The 19,682-nt window shown below is 65.5% G+C and carries 15 protein-coding genes; 4 read left to right on the forward strand and 11 right to left on the reverse strand.

Annotated elements, in window-relative coordinates:
• Nucleotides 1-32: 32 nt before the first annotated feature.
• The 3 genes from dnaG to D9X30_RS27845 all read right to left on the reverse strand — a co-directional run bounded on the left by dnaG (nt 33) and on the right by D9X30_RS27845 (nt 3,958).
• Nucleotides 33-1,874, reverse strand: coding sequence for a DNA primase (dnaG, locus tag D9X30_RS27835; RefSeq protein ID WP_249641105.1), 1,842 nt, complete (start codon nt 1,872-1,874; stop codon nt 33-35).
• A 218-nt stretch (nt 1,875-2,092) separates the two neighbouring features.
• Entirely contained in the window at nt 2,093-2,542 is a 450-nt protein-coding gene (locus D9X30_RS27840) for a GatB/YqeY domain-containing protein (RefSeq protein ID WP_153945536.1), read from the reverse strand.
• Nucleotides 2,543-2,722: 180 nt separating this feature from the next.
• Nucleotides 2,723-3,958, reverse strand: a complete 1,236-nt coding sequence (locus tag D9X30_RS27845) for a BaiN/RdsA family NAD(P)/FAD-dependent oxidoreductase (RefSeq protein ID WP_153945537.1) — start codon at nt 3,956-3,958, stop codon at nt 2,723-2,725.
• A gap of 148 nt (nt 3,959-4,106) precedes the next feature.
• Between D9X30_RS27845 and tsaD the strand changes: the two genes are divergently transcribed.
• Nucleotides 4,107-5,165, forward strand: a complete 1,059-nt coding sequence (tsaD, locus tag D9X30_RS27850; protein WP_153945538.1) for a tRNA (adenosine(37)-N6)-threonylcarbamoyltransferase complex transferase subunit TsaD — start codon at nt 4,107-4,109, stop codon at nt 5,163-5,165.
• A gap of 46 nt (nt 5,166-5,211) precedes the next feature.
• Here the strand turns inward: tsaD and folE2 are convergent, their stop codons facing one another.
• The 4 genes from folE2 to D9X30_RS27870 all read right to left on the reverse strand — a co-directional run bounded on the left by folE2 (nt 5,212) and on the right by D9X30_RS27870 (nt 9,483).
• Nucleotides 5,212-6,015 carry a GTP cyclohydrolase FolE2 gene (gene folE2, locus D9X30_RS27855; protein ID WP_153945539.1) on the reverse strand — a complete coding sequence of 268 codons (804 nt, stop codon included), beginning with the start codon at nt 6,013-6,015 and terminating at the stop codon, nt 5,212-5,214.
• 329 nt (nt 6,016-6,344) lie between these two features.
• Nucleotides 6,345-8,261: a 1-deoxy-D-xylulose-5-phosphate synthase gene (gene dxs, locus D9X30_RS27860; protein ID WP_153945540.1), complete on the reverse strand. Its 1,917-nt coding sequence runs from the start codon at nt 8,259-8,261 to the stop codon at nt 6,345-6,347.
• Between the two features lie 44 nt (nt 8,262-8,305).
• Nucleotides 8,306-9,190 carry a polyprenyl synthetase family protein gene (locus D9X30_RS27865; protein WP_153945541.1) on the reverse strand — a complete coding sequence of 295 codons (885 nt, stop codon included), beginning with the start codon at nt 9,188-9,190 and terminating at the stop codon, nt 8,306-8,308.
• Entirely contained in the window at nt 9,187-9,483 is a 297-nt protein-coding gene (locus D9X30_RS27870) for an exodeoxyribonuclease VII small subunit (RefSeq protein ID WP_153945542.1), read from the reverse strand. Before D9X30_RS27870 ends, D9X30_RS27865 begins: the two co-directional genes overlap by 4 nt.
• Before the next feature lie 432 nt (nt 9,484-9,915).
• Here D9X30_RS27870 and D9X30_RS27875 point away from each other — a divergent pair, with 432 nt between their 5' ends.
• From D9X30_RS27875 to D9X30_RS27885, 3 genes are all read left to right on the forward strand, one after another.
• The gene (locus tag D9X30_RS27875) at nt 9,916-11,022 is read left to right on the forward strand and encodes an aromatic ring-hydroxylating oxygenase subunit alpha (protein ID WP_153945543.1); all 1,107 of its coding nucleotides are present in this window, start codon (nt 9,916-9,918) and stop codon (nt 11,020-11,022) included.
• A 185-nt stretch (nt 11,023-11,207) separates the two neighbouring features.
• Nucleotides 11,208-12,128: a DMT family transporter gene (locus tag D9X30_RS27880; protein ID WP_153945544.1), complete on the forward strand. Its 921-nt coding sequence runs from the start codon at nt 11,208-11,210 to the stop codon at nt 12,126-12,128.
• Between the two features lie 66 nt (nt 12,129-12,194).
• Entirely contained in the window at nt 12,195-13,058 is an 864-nt protein-coding gene (locus tag D9X30_RS27885) for a sulfurtransferase (protein WP_153945545.1), read from the forward strand.
• A 36-nt stretch (nt 13,059-13,094) separates the two neighbouring features.
• Here D9X30_RS27885 and D9X30_RS27890 read toward each other — a convergent pair whose 3' ends face one another.
• From D9X30_RS27890 to polA, 4 genes are all read right to left on the reverse strand, one after another.
• Nucleotides 13,095-13,907, reverse strand: a complete 813-nt coding sequence (locus D9X30_RS27890; protein ID WP_153945546.1) for a ZIP family metal transporter — start codon at nt 13,905-13,907, stop codon at nt 13,095-13,097.
• 184 nt (nt 13,908-14,091) lie between these two features.
• A complete protein-coding gene (locus D9X30_RS27895) occupies nt 14,092-14,967 on the reverse strand; it encodes a dienelactone hydrolase family protein (protein WP_153945547.1) in 876 nt (291 codons plus the stop codon).
• A 159-nt stretch (nt 14,968-15,126) separates the two neighbouring features.
• Complete coding sequence (locus D9X30_RS27900; RefSeq protein ID WP_153945548.1) at nt 15,127-16,536, reverse strand: NAD(P)/FAD-dependent oxidoreductase; 1,410 nt, start codon at nt 16,534-16,536, stop codon at nt 15,127-15,129.
• 334 nt (nt 16,537-16,870) lie between these two features.
• Nucleotides 16,871-19,678 carry a DNA polymerase I gene (polA, locus tag D9X30_RS27905; protein WP_153945549.1) on the reverse strand — a complete coding sequence of 936 codons (2,808 nt, stop codon included), beginning with the start codon at nt 19,676-19,678 and terminating at the stop codon, nt 16,871-16,873.
• Nucleotides 19,679-19,682: the final 4 nt, after the last annotated feature.

Genomic DNA, 19,682 nt, shown 5'->3' on the forward strand with positions numbered 1-19,682 from the left:
GCTGCCTTTTATCGTGTGCCGTGTGACGGCTACTACTCGTCTTCCGCATTGACGGGCCGCCATCCCATCTGGCGACGGCGCTGGACTTCCGGCATCAGCCAGCGATAGCGCGCCTTGTCGTCCTCATTGGCGGTGCCGGCCTGGATGGCGGCCAGCAATGTCTCCAGTTCGCGCTGCAGCGGATCTGCCAGCAGCTTGTGTACGGCGCCGTCGAATTCAAGTGTCGCAAGCGCCTCTTCCATTTCTTCCTTCAGCACGGCTGCCCGGGCGGCGGCGTAGACGTCCGCGTAAGGCGTCTGGGCCAATTGCTCGTTGAAGGCCGCAAAATTCATGGTGCCCTGGATGCCGTCGCAGGCCGCCACCAAGTGAGCAAGCACTTCGGTTTCGGGCCGCTGGGGATCGAGCAGCAAGGCGCGGGCGTCCTCGTCAAGCCGGCTTGCCAGCGACGGGTAGCTCATCAGGAGCTGGATCACCTGCTGCTCCAGCCCGGTCGGCGCCTGGCGCCTGGCGCGGGGACGCGGCTGCGAGAAGCGGCCGACGCGCGACGAATCGCTGCCCAGCCCGCACACCGCCTCGATCTCGGCCGGCGTCGTACCGGTAGCATCGGCAAGTTCGCGCACAATCTGTAGCCGCAGACCCCCGGCCGGCATGGCCTGGAGCAGCGGCTTGGCTTCGAACTGGGCACGGGCGCGGCCTTCGGGCTGCCGCAGGTCCTGGTCTTCTGTCACGATCTGGAGCAGAAAACGCGACAGCGGCATCGCGTTCTGCACCTGGCGCGCGAAGGCGTCGGTCCCCTCTTCGCGCACATAGCTGTCGGGATCGTGCTCGGCGGGCAGGAACAGAAAGCGGATGGTCTTGTTGTCGGCGACATGCGGCAGGCAGGCTTCGAGCGCACGCCGCGCCGCCCGGCGTCCGGCGGCATCGCCATCGAACGAGAAGACCACGGCATCGGTCTGGCGCAGCAACTTTTGCACGTGGATCGCCGTACAGGCCGTGCCGAGCGTGGCCACCGCGTTGGCAAAGCCAAGCTGCGCCAGCGCCACCACGTCCATGTATCCCTCCACCACCAGCACGTAGCCGTTCTCGCGAATGGCATGACGCGCCTCGAACAGCCCGTAGAGCTCCGTTCCCTTGCTGAAAAGCGGTGTTTCGGGGGAGTTCAGGTATTTAGGCTCACCCTGGCCCATGACGCGGCCGCCGAACCCGATCACGTTGCCCTTGGTATTTCGGATCGGGAACATGATGCGGTCGCGGAACCGGTCGTAACGGCGCGGCTTGCCGTCGGCGTCGCGCTTGTCCTGGGATTCGATCAGCAGGCCATTTTCAACAAGTGGCGCTGCAGTCGCATCGTCACGATACGAGCCGAAAACAGCCTCCAGGCCCTGCCAGTCGTCGGGCGCGTAACCGAGCCCGAATCGCACCGCGATCTCTCCGGTCAGGCCGCGACCCTTCAGGTACTGGATGGCCTGCGGCGAACCGCGTAGCTGTTTCTTGTAGAACTCGGTGGCCCGCGACATGGCGTCGCTCAGTGCCACCGATCTGGCCTGCTGTTCCGCGCGCTGGGCGGGCGGCAGGCTGTTGCGTTCCTCGGGAACGGATAACCCTACCGACTGCGCCAGTTCCCGCACCGCGTCGGGGTACGACTGGCCCGAATACTCCATCAGGAAGCCGATGGCCGACCCATGCGCGCCGCACCCAAAGCAGTGATAAAACTGCTTGGTCGGGGATACCGTGAACGACGGGGATTTTTCGTTGTGGAACGGGCACAGGCCCATGAAGTTGGCCCCGCCCTTCTTCAACTGCACGTACTTGCCCACCACGTCGACAATGTCTACGCGGTTAAGCAGGTCCTGAATGAAGGATTGCGGAATCACCCGACTGACCGTCCTGATGCCAAGGCCTGCCGGACCGGCCGGCGGCCATTTTTCTGGAATGCGTGACCGGAACGTCGCCCGGCAGCCATCGAATCATTGTAGTGCAGCCGCAACGAAATGCCGGCCCCGGCCGACATTGGGCGCCAAGTCCCCTCAATACGGCGCCAACTCCGTGCTTCGCAACTGATAATCCTGCTTATATCTGACCGAACTGTCAATTATTTCGGGGCGAGGGCAGCCTTGACCAGACCCGATACCGCCGTCATGTCGGCACGGCCGGCCAGGCGGGCTTTCACGAGGCCCATGACCTTGCCCATGTCCTGGGGGCCGGTGGCGCCCGCTTCAGTCACGGCCTTCTGCACTTCGGCGGCCACTTCGGCTTCCGAAAGCTGGGCGGGCATATAGGCCACCAGCACATCGACTTCGGCCTTTTCCTTGGCCACCAGATCGTCGCGACCGGCCTGCTCGAACTGGCTGATGGAGTCCTTGCGCTGCTTGATCATCTTGTCGATCACGGCAGTCACCGCGGCGTCGTCCAGTTCCACGCGCTCGTCCACCTCACGCTGCTTGATGGCGGCCTGCAGCAGGCGGATGGTGCCGAGGCGCTCGGTTTCGCGGGCGCGCATGGCGGTCTTCATGTCTTCAGTTATGCGGGCTTTCAGGGACATGGCAATCTTCCGAAAAATGGGTAGCAACTGGGACCATAACGCAAAAACCCGCCGGAGCCATGGCCCGTAGCGGGTTTCTTGCGGAAGCAAGGCGTCGGCAAAAGGGAACGAAGCGCCTCACCGGTCATGTGCGAGAGCGCCGATTGTAGCGCATGGCCCGCACCGCTGCATGCGCGCCGCCTAGGCGGACCCGCCCCGCACCGCCTCGGCCGCGGCCTCGCCCGCCGCCACGGCCGATGCCCAGGCCCACTGGAAGTTGTAGCCGCCCAGCCAGCCGGTCACGTCCACCACTTCGCCGATGAAGTACAGGCCATCGACGTCACGCGCCATCATGGTCGACGACGATAGCCCGCGGGTGTCCACGCCGCCTAGCGTGACCTCGGCCTTCTTGTAGCCCTCGGTGCCGGACGGCACCAGGCGCCAGCGGTTGAGCGCCTCGCCAAGCTGGCGCAGCGCCTTGTCGGGCATGTCGGCCACTGATTGTTTGCCCTGCAGACCCACGGCGGCACACCAGGCGTCGGCCAACCGCGACGGCAGGCGTTCGGCCAGCAGATTATCCAGATGCTTGCGGCCGCCTTTTTTATGGCCGATCAGCCAGTCGGCGGCGTCCTCGCCATCGAACAGGTCGATCTCGATCGGGGTGCCGGGCCGCCAGTAGCTGGAAATCTGCAACACTGCGGGCCCGGACAGACCCCGGTGGGTCCAGAGCAGGTCTTCCTTGAAGGCGCCGGCCGACTTGCCGCTGCCGGTGGCGATATCGACCTCCATCGACACCCCGGCCAGCGGCACGAACGGCTGCCAGGCCTGACCGTCGAACGTCAGCGGCACCAGCGCCGGGCGGGTTTCCACGACCTTGAGTCCGAACTGGCGAGCGATGCGATAGCCAAAATCGGTCGCGCCGATCTTCGGAATCGACAACCCGCCGGTGGCCACCACCACTGCCCCGGCGCGCACCGTGCCCTGCGCGGTCAGCAACAGGTAGTCGTCACCCTCCTTGCCGATCTCGTCGATCGTGCAGCCGGTCTGCCAATGCACGCCTCCGGCATCACATTCTGCGCGCAGCAATTGGATGATGTCTTCGGCGCTGTCGTTGCAGAACAGCTGGCCGCGATGCTTTTCATGCCAGCCGATGTCGTAGCGGCGCAGCAGGCCCAGGAAATCCTGCGGCGTGTAGCGCGCGAGCGCCGACCGACAGAAATGGGGATTTGACGACAGGTAGTTGGCCGGGCCGGCCTGCAGGTTCGTGAAGTTGCAACGGCCGCCGCCAGAGATGCGGATCTTCTCGGCCAGCCGCGTGGCATGGTCAATCAGCACCACCCGCGCGCCGCGCTGGCCGGCCACGGCGGCACACATCATGCCGGCCGCCCCTGCGCCCAGCACCGCCACGTCGAACCGGTCTTTCCTGCCTTGTGTCATGTCACCCTTTCAAGAAGCCGCGATTGTAGCGAATGACGGCCACCCGAGCGCATGGGGTCAGGGTGTGCTACCCTGCTGGCCTTCCGATTTTTGCCGGCAAGATCGCTGCAGTTGCAGCCCGAACCCGTCCGGCCGCACCAGAATTTCCATGCTTGTCCTCGGTATCGAATCCTCCTGCGACGAAACCGGGCTGGCCCTCTACGACACCGGGGCCGGTCTGCTGGCGCATGCGCTGCACTCGCAGATCGCCATGCATCGCGAATACGGTGGCGTGGTGCCGGAACTGGCGTCGCGCGACCATATCCGCCGCGTGCTGCCGCTGTTGCAGCAGGTGCTGGACGACGCCGGCCGCCAGCGCAAGGACATCGACGCCATCGCCTATACCCAGGGCCCCGGTCTGGCCGGTGCGCTGCTGGTGGGCGCATCGGTGGCCAACGCGCTCGGTTTTGCGCTGGGTGTGCCGATGGTGGGCGTCCACCATCTGGAAGGCCACCTGCTCTCGCCGCTGCTGACCGATGCCCCGCCGCCGTTTCCGTTTGTCGCACTGCTGGTATCTGGTGGCCACACCCAACTGATGGAAGTCAAAGGCATTGGCGACTACACGCTGCTGGGCGAAACGCTGGACGATGCCGCCGGCGAAGCGTTCGACAAGACCGCCAAGCTGCTGGGCCTGGGCTATCCGGGCGGCCCCGAGGTGTCGCGGCTGGCCGAATTCGGCAATCCCGGCGCGTTCGAGCTGCCGCGGCCGATGCTTCACTCGGGCAATCTCGATTTCTCGTTCGCGGGGCTCAAGACCGCCGTGCTGACCCAGACGCGCAAGCTCGGCAACGCCTGCGAGCAGGACCGGGCCAACCTGGCGCGCTCGTTTGTCGATGCCATCGTCGACGTACTGGCCGCGAAGTCGTTCAACGCGCTCAAGCAGACCGGCCACAAGCGGCTGGTGGTGGCCGGCGGCGTCGGCGCCAACCGGCAGTTGCGCGCGCGGCTCGACGAGATGGGCCGCCGTCGCAAGGTGGACGTGTACTACCCCGACCTGGCGTTTTGCACCGACAACGGCGCGATGATCGCCTTTGCCGGCGCCATGCGCCTGCAGGCCGCGCCCCAGCTGGCGCGCCATGGCTACGACTACGGCGTCACGCCGCGCTGGGATTTGTCCGACATCCGTCTGCCGGACCCTGCCGGCACGCCGGCTACGCAGGAAAGCTAGTTCTCCCCGCCCGCGCCCGGCGGACACGGGGAGCTGCCGCGAACGCTTACGCGACGCGCTTGTCGCGCTCGATCACGGCGTAGGCGCTGTGATTGTGGATGGACTCGAAGTTCTCGGCTTCCAGCGTGTAGGCCACGATCCGGTCATCGGCGTTCAGACGCATGGCGATGTCGCGCACCAGGTCTTCCACGAACTTCGGGTTTTCGTAGGCACGCTCGGTCACGAACTTTTCGTCGGGCCGCTTGAGCAGACCCCACAGCTCGCACGAAGCTTCTTCCTCGGCCATGCGCACCAGCGTTTCCACATCCAGGTCGCCAGCCAGTTCCACCTGCATGGTGATGTGCGATCGCTGGTTATGCGCGCCATACTGCGAGATCTTCTTCGAGCACGGGCACAGGCTCGTCACCGGCACCAGCGCGGTCAGGAACAGGCGCGTCTGCCCGTCGCACTTCTCGCCAGCCAGCGTCACTTCGTAGTCCAGCAGCGACTGCACGCCAGACACCGGCGCGGTCTTGCTGATGAAGTACGGGAACGATACCTCGATGCGGCCGGCATCGGCTTCCAAGCGCACCAGCATGTCGTCGAGCAGCCCACGGAAGCCGGCCAGGTCCAGCGGCGCGCGGTTGTCTTCCAGCAGCGCCACGAAACGCGACATATGCGTGCCCTTCTGGTCCGCCGGCAGACGCACGTCCAGGTTGAACGTGCCAACGGTGCCGATGTCGCCAGCCGGCGTCTTCAGTGTCAGCGGATATCGCACGCCCTTGACGCCCACACGCTGGATCACGATCTGGCGGGTATCGACGCTCGATTGCACGTCGGGCATCACGAAGGCGGGATTGATGTCATTCATCTACGGTTTCCTCCAGGACGTCGTCAGGGGATGACGGCCATCCTTACGGTCGCGGCGTTTTCGCAGGATTTCTCCACGCCGCGCAACGAGTGTGAAACGACGGTCCGGACAGAAAACCAGGGGGGCGCCGGCCCGCAGTTGCGAACACAAAAATGGGAATGGCGATTCTACGCAATATTGGAAGGTGCTGCCGCGCCCGCGCGTCATTCTGCGTATTTCATGCGGACAATGCCCCGGCAATGCAGCTTCCTGCCGTTTGCCGACAGCCAAAACAAAACCGGCGCGGATAATCCGCGCCGGCTCCGGCTACAGCTTGCTGCGACTGGCAGTCAGGCGACGCGCGTGGCCACCTTCACCGGTTGCTCGGTCAGCGCGAAACGCTCGCGCACCGAACGCGCAATGCCAGCGGCATCCAGGCCACACTGCGACAGCAGGAAAGCCGGATCGCCATGATCGATGAACTTGTCGGGCAGGCCCAGCACCAGCGTCGGGATCTCGATGCCGGCCTCGGCCAGTGCTTCGAGCACGGCGCTGCCGGCGCCGCCCATCGTCGCGCCCTCTTCCACAGTGACCAGGTAGTCGTGGTTCGCGGCCAGCTGCTTGACCAGGTCGACGTCCAGCGGCTTCACGAAACGCATGTTGGCCACGGTGGCATCGAGCGAATCCGCGGCCGTCAGCGACTGATGCAGCATCGAACCGAATGCCAGGATGGCCACACGCTGCCCGGCGCGCGCCTGGCCTTCGCGGCGGATCTCGCCCTTGCCCAGCGGCAGCGCCGTCAGCGCGGCCTCGGTGGCCACGCCCACGCCAGCGCCACGCGGGTAGCGCACGGCGGTCGGGCAATCCTGCTGGTAGGCGGTGGTCAGCAACTGGCGGCATTCCTGCTCGTCGGCCGGCGTCATCACCATCATGTTCGGGATGCAGCGCAGGAACGGGATATCGTACGCACCGGCGTGCGTGGCACCGTCGGCGCCGACCAGGCCGGCGCGGTCCAGCGCGAACACCACCGGCAGATTCTGCAGCGCCACGTCGTGGATCAGTTGATCGTAGCCACGCTGCAGGAACGTCGAGTAGATCGCCACCACCGGCTTCAGGCCCTCGCAGGCCAGGCCGCCGGCAAACGTCACGGCGTGCTGTTCGGCAATGCCCACGTCGTAGTAACGGTCCGGGAAACGCTTCTCGAACTCCACCATGCCCGAGCCTTCGCGCATGGCCGGCGTCACGCCGATCAGGCGCTTGTCGGCGGCGGCCATGTCGCACAGCCATTCGCCAAACACCTGCGTGTACGTCTTGCGCGACGGCTTGGCCGACGGGCGGATACCCTCGGCCGGGTTGAACTTGCCCGGGCCGTGATACAGGATCGGGTCGGCCTCGGCCAGCTTGTAGCCCTGGCCCTTCTTGGTCACCACATGCAGGAACTGCGGGCCGTGGCCTTCCAGGGCGCGCTGGCGGATGTTCTGCAACGTCGGCACCAGCGATTCCAGGTCATGACCGTCGATTGGGCCGATGTAGTCGAAGCCGAATTCCTCGAACAGCGTGGCCGGCACGACCATGCCCTTGGCATGTTCTTCCAGGCGCTTGGCGAATTCGAGCACCGGCGGCGCCACCGACAGTACCTTCTCGATGCCCTTCTTGGTGGCCGCGTAGAACTGGCCCGACAGCAGGCGGGCCAAGTGCTTGTTCAGCATGCCAACCGGCGGCGAGATCGACATGTCGTTGTCGTTCAGCACCACCAGCATCGGCAGGTCCTTGTAGACCCCGGCGTTGTTCATGGCCTCGAAGGCCATGCCGGCGGTCATCGCGCCATCGCCGATCACGGCGATACCCACGCGCTTGTGACCCATCGTGCGCGCGCCCAGGGCCATGCCCAGTGCGGCCGAGATCGAGGTCGACGAATGGGCCGTGCCGAACGTGTCGTATTCGCTTTCCGAGCGACGCGGGAAGCCGGAGATACCACCGTACTGGCGCAGCGTCGACATGCGGTCGCGGCGGCCGGTCAGGATCTTGTGGGGGTAGCTCTGGTGACCCACGTCCCAGACGATGCGGTCGCTCGGCGTGTCGAACACATAGTGCAGCGCGATGGTCAGCTCCACCGTGCCCAGATTGGACGACAGGTGACCGCCGGTTTGCGAGACCGATTCCAGCACGTAGGCACGAAGTTCGTCGGCAAGCGTGCCGAGCTGGCGGCGGTCCAGCTTGCGCAGGTCCGCGGGGTCGTCGATATTGTTGAGCAGCGTGTAGGTCATGATGTCCGTTCGGCCGCCGGATTCTGTGTGTCCGGCTTTTCAGTTCAGTTTGAGCGCAGCACGATCAGGTCGGCCAGTTCGGCCAGCCGGCCGGCGCGTGCGCCGAATCCCGCCAGCGCCTCGTGGGCGTCGGTGCGAAGCTGGGCAGCCAGCTCGCGTGCGGCATCCAGACCAAGCAGCGACACATAGGTCGGCTTGTCGTTGGCGGCATCCTTCCCGGCGGTCTTGCCGAGCGTTGCCGTATCTGCAGTGACGTCGAGAATATCGTCCACCACCTGGAAAGCCAATCCCACGGCCGCCGCATATTGGTCAAGCGCCGCCAGACCGGCCGGATCGATGTTTCCGCACAACGCTCCCATGCGCACGCTGGCACGCAGCAGGGCACCGGTCTTCATGCGATGCATGCCTTCCAGTGCGTCGCGTGTCATCGCCAGGCCCACGTTCTGCAGGTCGATCGCCTGGCCGCCGCACATGCCCACCGAACCCGACGCCATGGCCAGTTCGGCCACCAGCTTCAGGCGCGCCTCGGCGCCCAGCGCCGGCAGTTGTGCCAGCACGATGAAGGCCTGGGTCTGCAGGGCATCGCCCACCAGCAGTGCCGTGGCTTCGTCGTAGGCCTTGTGGACCGTCGGCCGGCCGCGGCGCAGGTCGTCGTCGTCCATGCAGGGCATGTCGTCGTGAACCAGCGAATAGGCGTGGATCATCTCGACCGCGCACGCAGCGGCATCGCAGGCTTCGGGTGCCGCACCCGCCACCTCGCCCGCGGCATGAACCAGCAGCGGGCGCACCCGCTTGCCACCGCCGAGAACAGCATAGCGCATGGCCTCGTGCAAGGTGTGTGGAATTGTGTCCGTGGACGGCAGTGCGGCGTCCAGGGCGGCCTCGGTCCGGGCGCCTTGCGCCCGCATCCAGGTAGCGAAATCGCTCATTCGAAATCTGCGCTGTTGTTATCGGAACGTGGCTCGCCGGCCAGGGGTTTCAGGGCATCGCCCTCCAGAACCTTGACCTGCTGGGCCACCCGCTCCAGGCTTTGCTGGCAAAAACGGACGAGCTCCGCGCCGCGACGGTATGCCGCCAGGGACGCTTCCAGCGGCAATTCGCCGCTTTCCATGCTCGCCACCAGGGTTTCCAGCTCGGCCATTGCGGCCTCATAGGAAGCCGGCGGCGCGCTGGCGGCCGGCGTATCTTCAGGCTGGACCGGGGCGGTCGTCGTTCTTGGCATGTCAGGCCTTGATCAGGGGAATTCGCGATTTTACGCCAATCCGGGGCCGGGCCGCAGAACAGTCTTATCCACTTCATGGAAACCGGGTGTCCGGATCGCGCCCTTGACACAGTCTTTTGACATGGAAGTGACGTGTGCGCCCGGGTCGTCTTTCGGAATGCGGCTGAAGGGGCACCTCCATGACGACCCGGGTCGACTTTTTCGCTAAAAACCCAAAAAAATCAGGCCCTTAATTTTTGGGCTCGGGTACAATCCCGGGCTCGTCAGCGAGATCCGACCGTTGCGTCCAGGACGCACTTTTCGCCGCCAGACTGGTCAGGCAGAAAGGGAACCGGTGCGGATGCCGATCGTCTGACACGGTTTCCCAAATCGATTCATTTTTCGATGGTTGGGTTGTTCACTGCTTTCGCCTGTTCATAGGGAGTGGGGATAATGTCCAATCTCAGCACCGCGCTCAAGCTCGCGCCGGCTGATTCGCAGTTGCCCGTCGACGTCTACTTTGACGAGGCGCTGCATCAACAAGAACTCGAACTGCTGTTCAAGAAGGGCCCGGGCTACGTCGGCCATGCACTGATGGTGCCGGAAACCGGCGACTTCCAGACGCTGGCCGCCGAAGACGAGGGCCGCGTGCTGGTGCGCAACCCGGACGGCATCGAACTGCTGTCCAACGTCTGCCGCCACCGCCAGGCCATCATGATGAATGGCCGCGGCAACGCCAGGAACATCGTCTGCCCGCTGCACCGCTGGACCTACGACCTGCAGGGCGAACTGCTGGGTGCGCCGCATTTTGCGGAACAGCCCTGCGTGCGCCTGAACCGGTCGCCGCTGCAGAACTGGAACGGCATGCTGTTCGAAGGCGAGCGCGACGTGCGCGCCGACCTGGCCCGCATGGGTGTGGCCGAGGATCTCAACTTCGACGGCTACATGCTGGACCACGTGGAAGTCCACGAGTGCAACTACAACTGGAAGACCTTCATCGAGGTCTATCTGGAGGATTACCACGTCGTGCCGTTCCACCCCGGCCTGGGCAGCTTTGTGTCGTGCGACGACCTGAAGTGGGAGTTCGGCGAGCAGTACAGCGTGCAGACCGTGGGCCTGCACAAGGGTCTGGAGCGCCCGGGCAGCCAGACCTACCAGAAGTGGCACGACGAGGTGTTGCGCTTCAACAACGGCAAGCTGCCGAAGCATGGCGCGATCTGGCTGACCTACTACCCCAACATCATGGTGGAGTGGTATCCGAACGTGCTGTGCATCTCGACGCTGCACCCGATGGGCCCGCGCAAGACGCGCAACGTCGTGGAGTTCTACTACCCCGAGGAAATCGTGCTGTTCGAGCGCGAGTTCGTCGAGGCCGAGCGCGCTGCCTATATGGAGACGTGCATCGAGGACGACGAGATTGCCGAACGCATGGACGCCGGCCGCCTGGCCCTGATGAAGCGCGGCATCAGCGAGACCGGCCCGTACCAGTCGCCGATGGAAGACGGCATGCAGCACTTCCACGAGTGGTATCGGCGTGCGATGGACTACCGCAACCGCTGAACGTTCGCAACAGTGGTGCAGTGATCGCCCGTAAAACTGTGGACAACACGAAACGGACCGTGAAAACGGTCCGTTTTGCATTGGAGCGGCGGTCGGCGCACTGATAGAATCGCTGCTCGATCGTTGCTTTATCAACGATTTTCCGGATTTCGCCCCCTTTCCACGCCGTCTCGCCCCGTTTCGCCATGCAATCGCTCTGGATGTTGTTTGCCGCCTTCGCATTTTCCTTGATGGGGGTGGGCGTCAAGCTGGCAGCCGAGCTCTACACGACGGGCGAGATCGTCTTCTACCGCAGCCTGATCGGCGTGACGATCATGTGGGTCCTGCTGTCGTCGCAAGGCACTTCGGTGCGCACGCCGCACATGGTCACCCACATCAAGCGCAGCCTCTTTGGCGTCACCGCCCTGCTGCTCTGGTTCACATCGATCACGCTGCTGCCGCTGGCCACGGCCATGACGCTGAACTACATGTCGCCCGTGTGGATCGCGTTGATCCTGGGCGCGGGCGCGGCGCTGGCCGGCACGCGCGGCGGCACCGACAAGAAGCTGATCGGCGCCATCCTGCTGTCGTTCGCGGGGGTGATCTGCCTGCTGCAGCCCTCGGTGGGCAAGGACCAGCTGGCGGGCGGCATGATCGGCCTGGTGTCCGGCGTGTTCACGGCGCTGGCCTATGTGGAAGTGCGCCAGCTGGGCCAGCTGGGCGAGCCCGAGGGCCGCATCGTGTTCTACTTCTCGGCCGTGGGCCTGGTCTGCGGCCTGGTCTGGATGCTGTTCACTGGCGTCAGCCACCACACCTGGCACGGCGCAGGGTTGCTGCTGGCCATCGGCATCCTGGCCACGCTGGGGCAGACGTCGATGACACGTGCCTACAAGCGCGGCAACACGCTGCTGACGGCCAACCTGCAATACGCGGGCATCGTGTTTTCAAGCCTGTGGGGCATGCTGGTCTGGGACGACCGGCTCAACTGGATCTCGTGGCTGGGCATGGCGCTGATCGTGGCCAGTGGCATTGCCACCACGCTCACGCGCGCCCGCGATACCGACAAGCATCCCACGCCAGCCACGCCGGTCAAGTCGCCCGAGGCGGAAGTGCATCCCGAGGTCTGACGCGCGCGCGGAGGCGGCGGTGTAGCATTGGCATCGACTTCCCACTCAACGCGAGACAGGTTCTTCATGCCATCACCGCTGATTTCCGCCATCGAACTGAACCAGCTGCGCGCCTCGGCCCGGCAGCACGTGGTCGTCATCGATTGCTCGTTTGACCTGGCCAACCCCGCCGCCGGCCGCGAGATGTACCAGCAAAACCATGTGCCGGGGGCGTTCTACCTGCATCTGGACAATGAGCTATCCGGCCCGAAGACCGGCTTCAATGGCCGCCACCCGCTGCCCGATGCCGATCTGTTCGTGGCGCGGCTGCGTGCGCTCGGTGTCAACGACGACACGCTGATCGTCGCCTACGATGCACAGGGCAGCATGTATGCCGCCCGGCTCTGGTGGCTGGCGCGCTGGGTCGGCCACGGCACCGTGGCCGTGCTCGACGGCGGCAAGGCGGCCTGGCTGGCGGCAGGCCTGCCGCTGGAACCGGGCGTTACGCCCGATCCGGAAACCGGTGGCAACCTCACGCGCCGCGCGTCGCTGGTACGTACCGTCGATGCCGCCGCATTGCTGGAAAACCTGGACAAGCGGGCGCTGCTGGTGGTCGATGCGCGGGCCGCCGACCGCTTCCGCGGCGAAAACGAAACGCTCGACCCGGTGGGCGGCCACATTCCCGGCGCCGCCAATCGATTCTTCAAGGACAACCTGACCGCGGATGGGCGCTTCAAACCGGCCGATCAGCTGCGTGCGGAATTCGGCCAGGTCTTCGGCGGCAAGACGCCCGCCGACACGGTGATGCAATGCGGCTCGGGCGTGACCGCCTGCCACAACCTGCTGGCCATGGAAGTGGCCGGGCTGACCGATGCGGCCCTGTATCCGGGGTCGTGGAGCGAATGGTGTGCCGATCCCAAGCGCCCCGTGGCGACGGGTAGCGGCACCTGAGGGTGCCAGACGGCCCAGCAAGAAAGCGGCGTCAGTTCAGTTTGACGCCGCTTCTGTTTTGGCCTTCGAGTGGCCATGCGCGTGCTGCTCGTGCACGCCGTTGGTGATAAAGACGATCGCCGCGATACCGGCCGCCACCAACACCACCTGCACCGCCGATTCCTTAAGACGCGGCTTGCGCTGCATCTGCGGCATCAGGTCGCTCACGGCGATATAGACAAAGCTGCTTGACGCAATCACCAGCACATACGGAATCCAGCCCGTCAGCTGATCCAGCAGGAAGTAGCCCACGATGCCGCCCAGGATGGCGGCCAGGCTCGACAGCAGATTGAACGCGAAGGCCCGCGCCTTCGAGAAGCCCGCGTTCAGCAGCACGATAAAGTCGCCCACTTCCTGCGGGATTTCATGCGCGGCAATCGCCAGCGCCGTCACCAGACCGATATGCGGATCGGCCAGGAACGCGGCGGCGATGACAATCCCGTCGGCGAAGTTGTGGAACGTGTCGCCCACCAGGATGGTCAGGCCGCTGCGTCCCGCTTCCTCGCGGTCATGGCCATGATGGTGGTGATGCCCGTCGCCCTCGTGGTGATGCGAATGGCGCAGCAGCGAGATCTTTTCCAGCAGGAAAAAGCCCAGCAGCCCGGCCAGCAGCGTGCCGAACAGCGCACGTGGGTCGGCACCGGACTCGAACGCTTCGGGCAACGAATGCAGCAGGGCCGTCGCCAGCAGCACGCCCACCGAGAAGCTCACCATGCGCTCCACCACGCGCGAAGCCACGGTCAGCGACAGCAGCGCCGCGCCGAAAATGCTGCCGACGCCCGAAATGGTCGCCGCCAGCAAGATGTACAAAAGCGTGGAATGGATGATGAACTCCCGGACCGGCCCCCGCCCGACAGCCGGGCAGTCGTCGCCGACTGACTACGTTCGCGCACTAACGCAACATGGTTGCAAAAACGCGAAAGTCCGCATTGTACGTACCTCGGCACCCTCTTTGCAATCACCCGCGCGGATGCAGGGGGTAATCCCGCCCGGATCAAACGACTTTGTGTTCCTTGAACCAGGCCAGGCAGCGTTGCCAGCCGTCCCTGGCTGCCGCTTCCACGTAGCTGGCGCGGTAGTCGGCGTGGAACGCGTGACCGGCTTCCGGATAGACCACGAAGGTCGACGCCCTGGCGTTCGGGTTCGACGATTCGGCCAGCGCGGCCTTCATCTGGGACACATGCTCCTGCGTGATGCCGGTGTCCTTGCCGCCGTACAGACCCAGCACCGGCGCGTGCAGGTCGCCCGCGATATCGACCGGATTCTTCGGCTTCAGCGCGTTGGGCTGGCCCACCAGCTGGCCGTACCACGCCACGCCCGCCTTCACGCGCTTGCTGTGTGCCGTGTATAGCCACGTGATGCGCCCGCCCCAGCAGAATCCGGTAATGGCCAGCCGGTTCAGGTCGCCGCCGTTCGCGCCGGCCCACGCCACGCAGGCGTCGAGGTCGCCCATCACCTGGGCATCGGGCACCTTCTGGATGATGTTGGCCTGCAGTTCCTGGATCGTGCCGTAGCTGGCGGGGTCGCCCTGGCGGGCAAACAGCTCCGGGGCGATGGCCAGATAACCCAGTTTGGCGAAACGGCGACAGATGTCGGCGATATGCTCGTGAACGCCGAAGATCTCGCTGATCACCAGTACGACTGGCAGGTTCTTCTTGCCTTCGGGCTGCGCGCGATAGACCGGCATGTTGAAGCCGTTCGATGGCACGGTGACTTCGCCGGCAGTCAGGCCGTTGAAATCCGTCTTGATCGTCTGCGCCGTCACCGGCAGGACGGCTGCCGCAAAGGCCGAGCCCAGCGCGGTCTTGACGAAACTGCGGCGGTCAAACGATTGACCGGGAACGAGGCTTTCGACTTCGGGCTTCAGCATGAGGGTCTCCGTGGCATCGAGGGCACCGCACGCGTCATCTGGGCATGTGACGCAAGCGCGGCGCCGTCGATTCTAAGCAAACATGGCCGCCAGCGCACGCCTTGGCGTGGCTGGCGGCCATCGCGTTTGATCCGGGCCTCTTTTGGGCTCCGCGCGCGGTCAGTGCAGCTTCACGCGCGGGCTGGTCTTGCTGCGCAGCCAGTGCGTCACGGTGTCGAGCCCCATGCCGATGGCGCCGTGCAGCGCCAGCACGTGCATGCGGTACAGCGATGTGTACATGAAGCGCGCCATCAGGCCTTCGATGAACATCGATCCACCGATCAGGCCGCCCATCAGGCTGCCCACCGCGCTGAAGTGCCCCAGCGACACCAGCGAGCCGAAGTCCTTGAAGCCGAACTTCGGCAGCGGCTTGCCGTCGAGCCGGGCGCGCAGCGCGTCGTACAGGAACGTGGCCTGCTGATGCGCCGCCTGGGCGCGCGGCGGCACCGTGGTCTGCTTCTCGGGCCACGGCGCGGCCGCGCAGTCGCCGAATGCGAACACGTCCGGGTCGGTTTCGGTCTGCAGCGTGGGGCCCACCACGAGCTGCCCCATCTTGCTGACCGGCAGACCAAGCGTGCGCAACACGCCTGGCGCCGTGATGCCGGCCGCCCACACGGTCAGGTCCGCATCGATGCGCTTGCCGCTGGCCGTGAGCACGGCATCGCCCGTGACCTCGGTGACGCGCTCCGACGTGAACACGTCAACGTCGAGCTTGCGCAGCAGCTTGGTGGTCTCGGCGGAGACACGCTCCGACAGCGCCGGCAGGATACGCGGACCGGCCTCGATCACATGGATGCGCACGTCACGGCGGGGGTCCAGGTGGTGCAGCCCATAGGCGTTGAGCACGTGGGCGGTATTGCGCAGTTCCGCCGAAAGCTCCACGCCCGTGGCGCCGGCGCCGATGATGGCCACGTCCACCTGCGGCCGTCCATCGGCACCAATACGCCCCTTGCCGTTCTGGGCGCGCACGCAGGCCGCGATCAGCTTGCGGCGGAAGCGTTCGGCCTGGTCCACGGTATCGAGCGCAATGGCGTGTTCGGCGGCACCGGGCACATTGAAGAAATGCGTGATGCAGCCGATGGCCAGCACCAGCGTGTCGTACGGCAGTTCGCGCGCGGGCAGCAGTTCGGTGCCATCCTGATCCATGCAGGCCGCCACGTTGACGATCTTGCGGGCGCGGTCGATGCCGGTCAGTTCGCCCTGCTGGAAGTCGAAATGGTGCCAGCGTGCCTGGGCGGCATATTCGAGCTGGTGGGTATTCGGATCCATGCTGCCGGCAGCCACTTCATGCAGCAGCGGCTTCCAGATGTGCGTGGGCATGCGGTCGACCAGCGTCACCTGTGCGCGCCGCGACTTGCCCAGCTTGTCGCCGAGCCGCGTCACGAGTTCAAGCCCACCGGCCCCGCCGCCGACCACGATGATCCGGTGCGGGAGGTTAGAAGGACGCGGTGCCACGCTGACTTGCGTGCCGCCCGCGGTAGTGTCGATAGGAGTGGGGGCGCTTTCCTCTCTGCCTTGTGCGTTGCTCATGGTCTACCCGATGTTTTCAATTTGAAAACCGGTGCAGGCCCCTGCGGCGTCTTTCTGTTGTGGTCTCGCACCGCGAGGCCGATGTTCTGTGTGCGGCTGGTACTGCCAGGAAACGGCTGGCTTGCTGCCAGTGTGCTGCAGAGCAGCACGGCTGGCAAGCCTTCCCGCGTCGATTCAGACAGTACTTCTTTGCATACATCGGCATCGCGCGGCAGACAGCGCCGACGCGGCGATCTGTGCCCCAGCGGCGCATGCGCGACTGTGCTGCCGGGGCGCCCCCGGGAAGTGCGCCCCAGGGTGCCTGCTGCGCGCGGCCAGGCCGCGGGTGCGGCCGCTAGTGCGCTTCTTCCCAGTTCGCGCCGCTGCCGACTTCGGCCACCAGCGGCACATTGAGCGTGGCCACCGAGCACATCAGCTCGGGCAGCTTCGTCTTCACGAGGTCGAACTCGGCCTGCGGCACTTCGAGCACCAGCTCATCGTGCACCTGCATGATCTGGCGCGACGCGAGCCTGTCGGTTTCCAGCCAGTCCTGCACGGCGATCATCGACAGCTTGATCAGGTCCGCGGCCGTGCCCTGCATCGGCGCGTTGATGGCGGCACGCTCGGCGGCCTGGCGGCGCGGGCCGTTGCCGCCCCGGATGTCGGGCAGCCAGAGGCGGCGGCCGAACACGGTTTCGACGTAACCCTGCTCGCGCGCCTTCTGGCGCGTTTCCTCCATATAGTTGGCCACGCCCGGATAGCGCATGAAGTAGCGGTCGATATAGTGCTTGGCCGCCTCGCGCTCGATGCCCAGGTTGCTGGCCAGCCCAAACGCGCTCATGCCGAATATCAGGCCGAAATTGATCACCTTGGCGTAGCGGCGCTGCTCGCTGGTGACGGCCTCGCGCTCCACGGCAAAGATCTCGGCGGCCGTGGCGCGGTGGATGTCCTCGCCGTTGGCGAACGCGCGCAGCAGGTTATCGTCGCCCGAGATATGCGCCATGATGCGCAGTTCGATCTGCGAATAGTCGGCCGACACGATCACATTGCCGGGCCCGGCGATGAACGCCTCGCGGATGCGGCGGCCTTCCTCGGTGCGCACCGGGATGTTCTGCAGGTTCGGATCGGTCGACGCCAGCCGGCCCGTCACCGCCGTGGCCTGGCCGTAGCTGGTATGCACGCGGCCCGTCCTGGGGTTCACCATCCTCGGCAGCTTGTCGGTGTAGGTCGACTTGAGCTTGGACAGCGCCCGGTAGTCCAGCAGCAGCTTCGGCAGCGGGTAGTCCTCCGCCAGCTTCTGCAGCACCTCTTCGTCGGTGGACGGCGCGCCGCTGGCGGTCTTCTTGACCACCGGCAGCTGCATCTGGTTGAACAGGATCTCGCCGATCTGCTTCGGCGACCCCAGGTTGAACGGCTGGCCGGCTGCCTCGTGCGCGGCCTGCTCGGCTTCCAGCATGCGCTGGCCCAGCGACGCGCTCTGCGCGGCCAGCTTGTCGGCATCGATCAGCACGCCGTTGCGTTCGATCTTCTGCAGCACCACCGACACCGGCATCTCGATGCCTTCGTAGACGTACTTCAGGCCCTCGGCGCGCTCCAGTTGCGGCAACATCTTGCGATGCAGGCGCAGCGTGACGTCGGCGTCCTCGGCCGCGTATTCGGTGGCGCGCTGCAGGTCGATCTGGTCGAAGCCGATCTGGCTGGCGCCCTTGCCACACACTTCTTCGTAGGTGAGCGTCTTCAGGCTCAGCAGGCGCTCGGCCAGGCTGTCCATGCCATGGTTGCGGTACGACGCCAGCACGTAGCTTTCCAGCATCGTGTCGTGCGCGATACCGCGCAGCGTGATGCCGTGGTTCATGAACACGTGCGCGTCGTACTTCAGGTGCTGGCCCAGCTTGGGGCGCGACGGGTCTTCCAGCCACGCCCGCAGCTTGTCGAGCACGTATTCGCGCGACAGCTGGCCTTGGTTCTCCAGGCCGGCCACGTCGGGGCCGCGATGCGCCACGGGAATGTAGGCGGCCTCGCCCGGCTCCACCGACACCGAGATGCCCACCAGTTCGGCCAGCATCGGATCGAGCGACGTGGTTTCGGTATCGATCGCCACGAGCGGCGCGTCCACCAGCTTCCGCAGCCACGCATCGAGCGCGGCTTCGGTGGTCACTGTTTCGTAGCGGATCTCGGCCGGCGGCAGGTCTTCGGCGGGCGGGTCCTCGGCGGCACCCGGTGCGGTATCGAACAGACCGCCTTGTGCCGGTCGTGGCGTGGCACGGGCGGCGGCGGCGCGCGCATTCGGCAGCGACTCGCCGGTGGCTTCGCGCAGCCAGGTCTTGAAGCCGTAGCGCTGGAAGAACGCCACCAGCTTGTCCTTGTCCTCGCCCAGGTCGTGCAGCGCATGAAAGTCGGGCACGGCGTCGCCGAGGTCGCAATCGGTCTTGACCGTGACCAGTTCGCGGGCGCGCGGCAGCCAGTCCAGCGTATTGCGCAGGTTCTCGCCCACCACGCCCTTGATGCCATCGGCACTGGCCATGATGTTGTCGAGCGTGCCGTATTCGGTCAGCCACTTCACGGCGGTCTTGGGGCCCACCTTCGGCACGCCCGGGACGTTGTCCACGGCATCGCCGATCAGCGACAGGTAGTCGACGATGCGCTCGGGCGCCACGCCGAACTTGGTCACCACGCCCGGCGGGTCCAGGACTTCGCCGCTCATCGTGTTGACCAGCGTGACGCTGTCGTTGACCAGCTGCGCCAGGTCCTTGTCGCCCGTGGATACAACCGTGCGCACGCCCTGCTGCGTGGCCTGGCAGGCCAGCGTGCCGATCACGTCGTCGGCTTCCACGCCTTCGACGACCACGATCGGCCAGCCCAGCGCGCGCACCGCCTCGTGGATCGGCTCGATCTGGCGGGCCAGGTCCTCTGGCATCGACGGGCGATGTTCCTTGTATGCGGGATAGAGATCATCGCGGAACGTCTTGCCCTTGGCGTCGAACACGCAGGCGATATACTCTGCCGGGTAATCGTTGCGCAGCTTGCGCAACATGTTGATCATGCCGTAGATTGCCCCTGTGGGCAGACCTTCGCCATTCCTCAGGTCCGGCAGCGCGTGATACGCGCGATACAGATAGCTCGACCCATCGACGAGCAAGAGTGTTTTTGGACTATCCGACATTCCC

This window comes from Cupriavidus sp. U2 (genome assembly GCF_009663685.2).
GTDB classification, from domain to species: Bacteria; Pseudomonadota; Gammaproteobacteria; order Burkholderiales; family Burkholderiaceae; genus Cupriavidus; species Cupriavidus necator_C.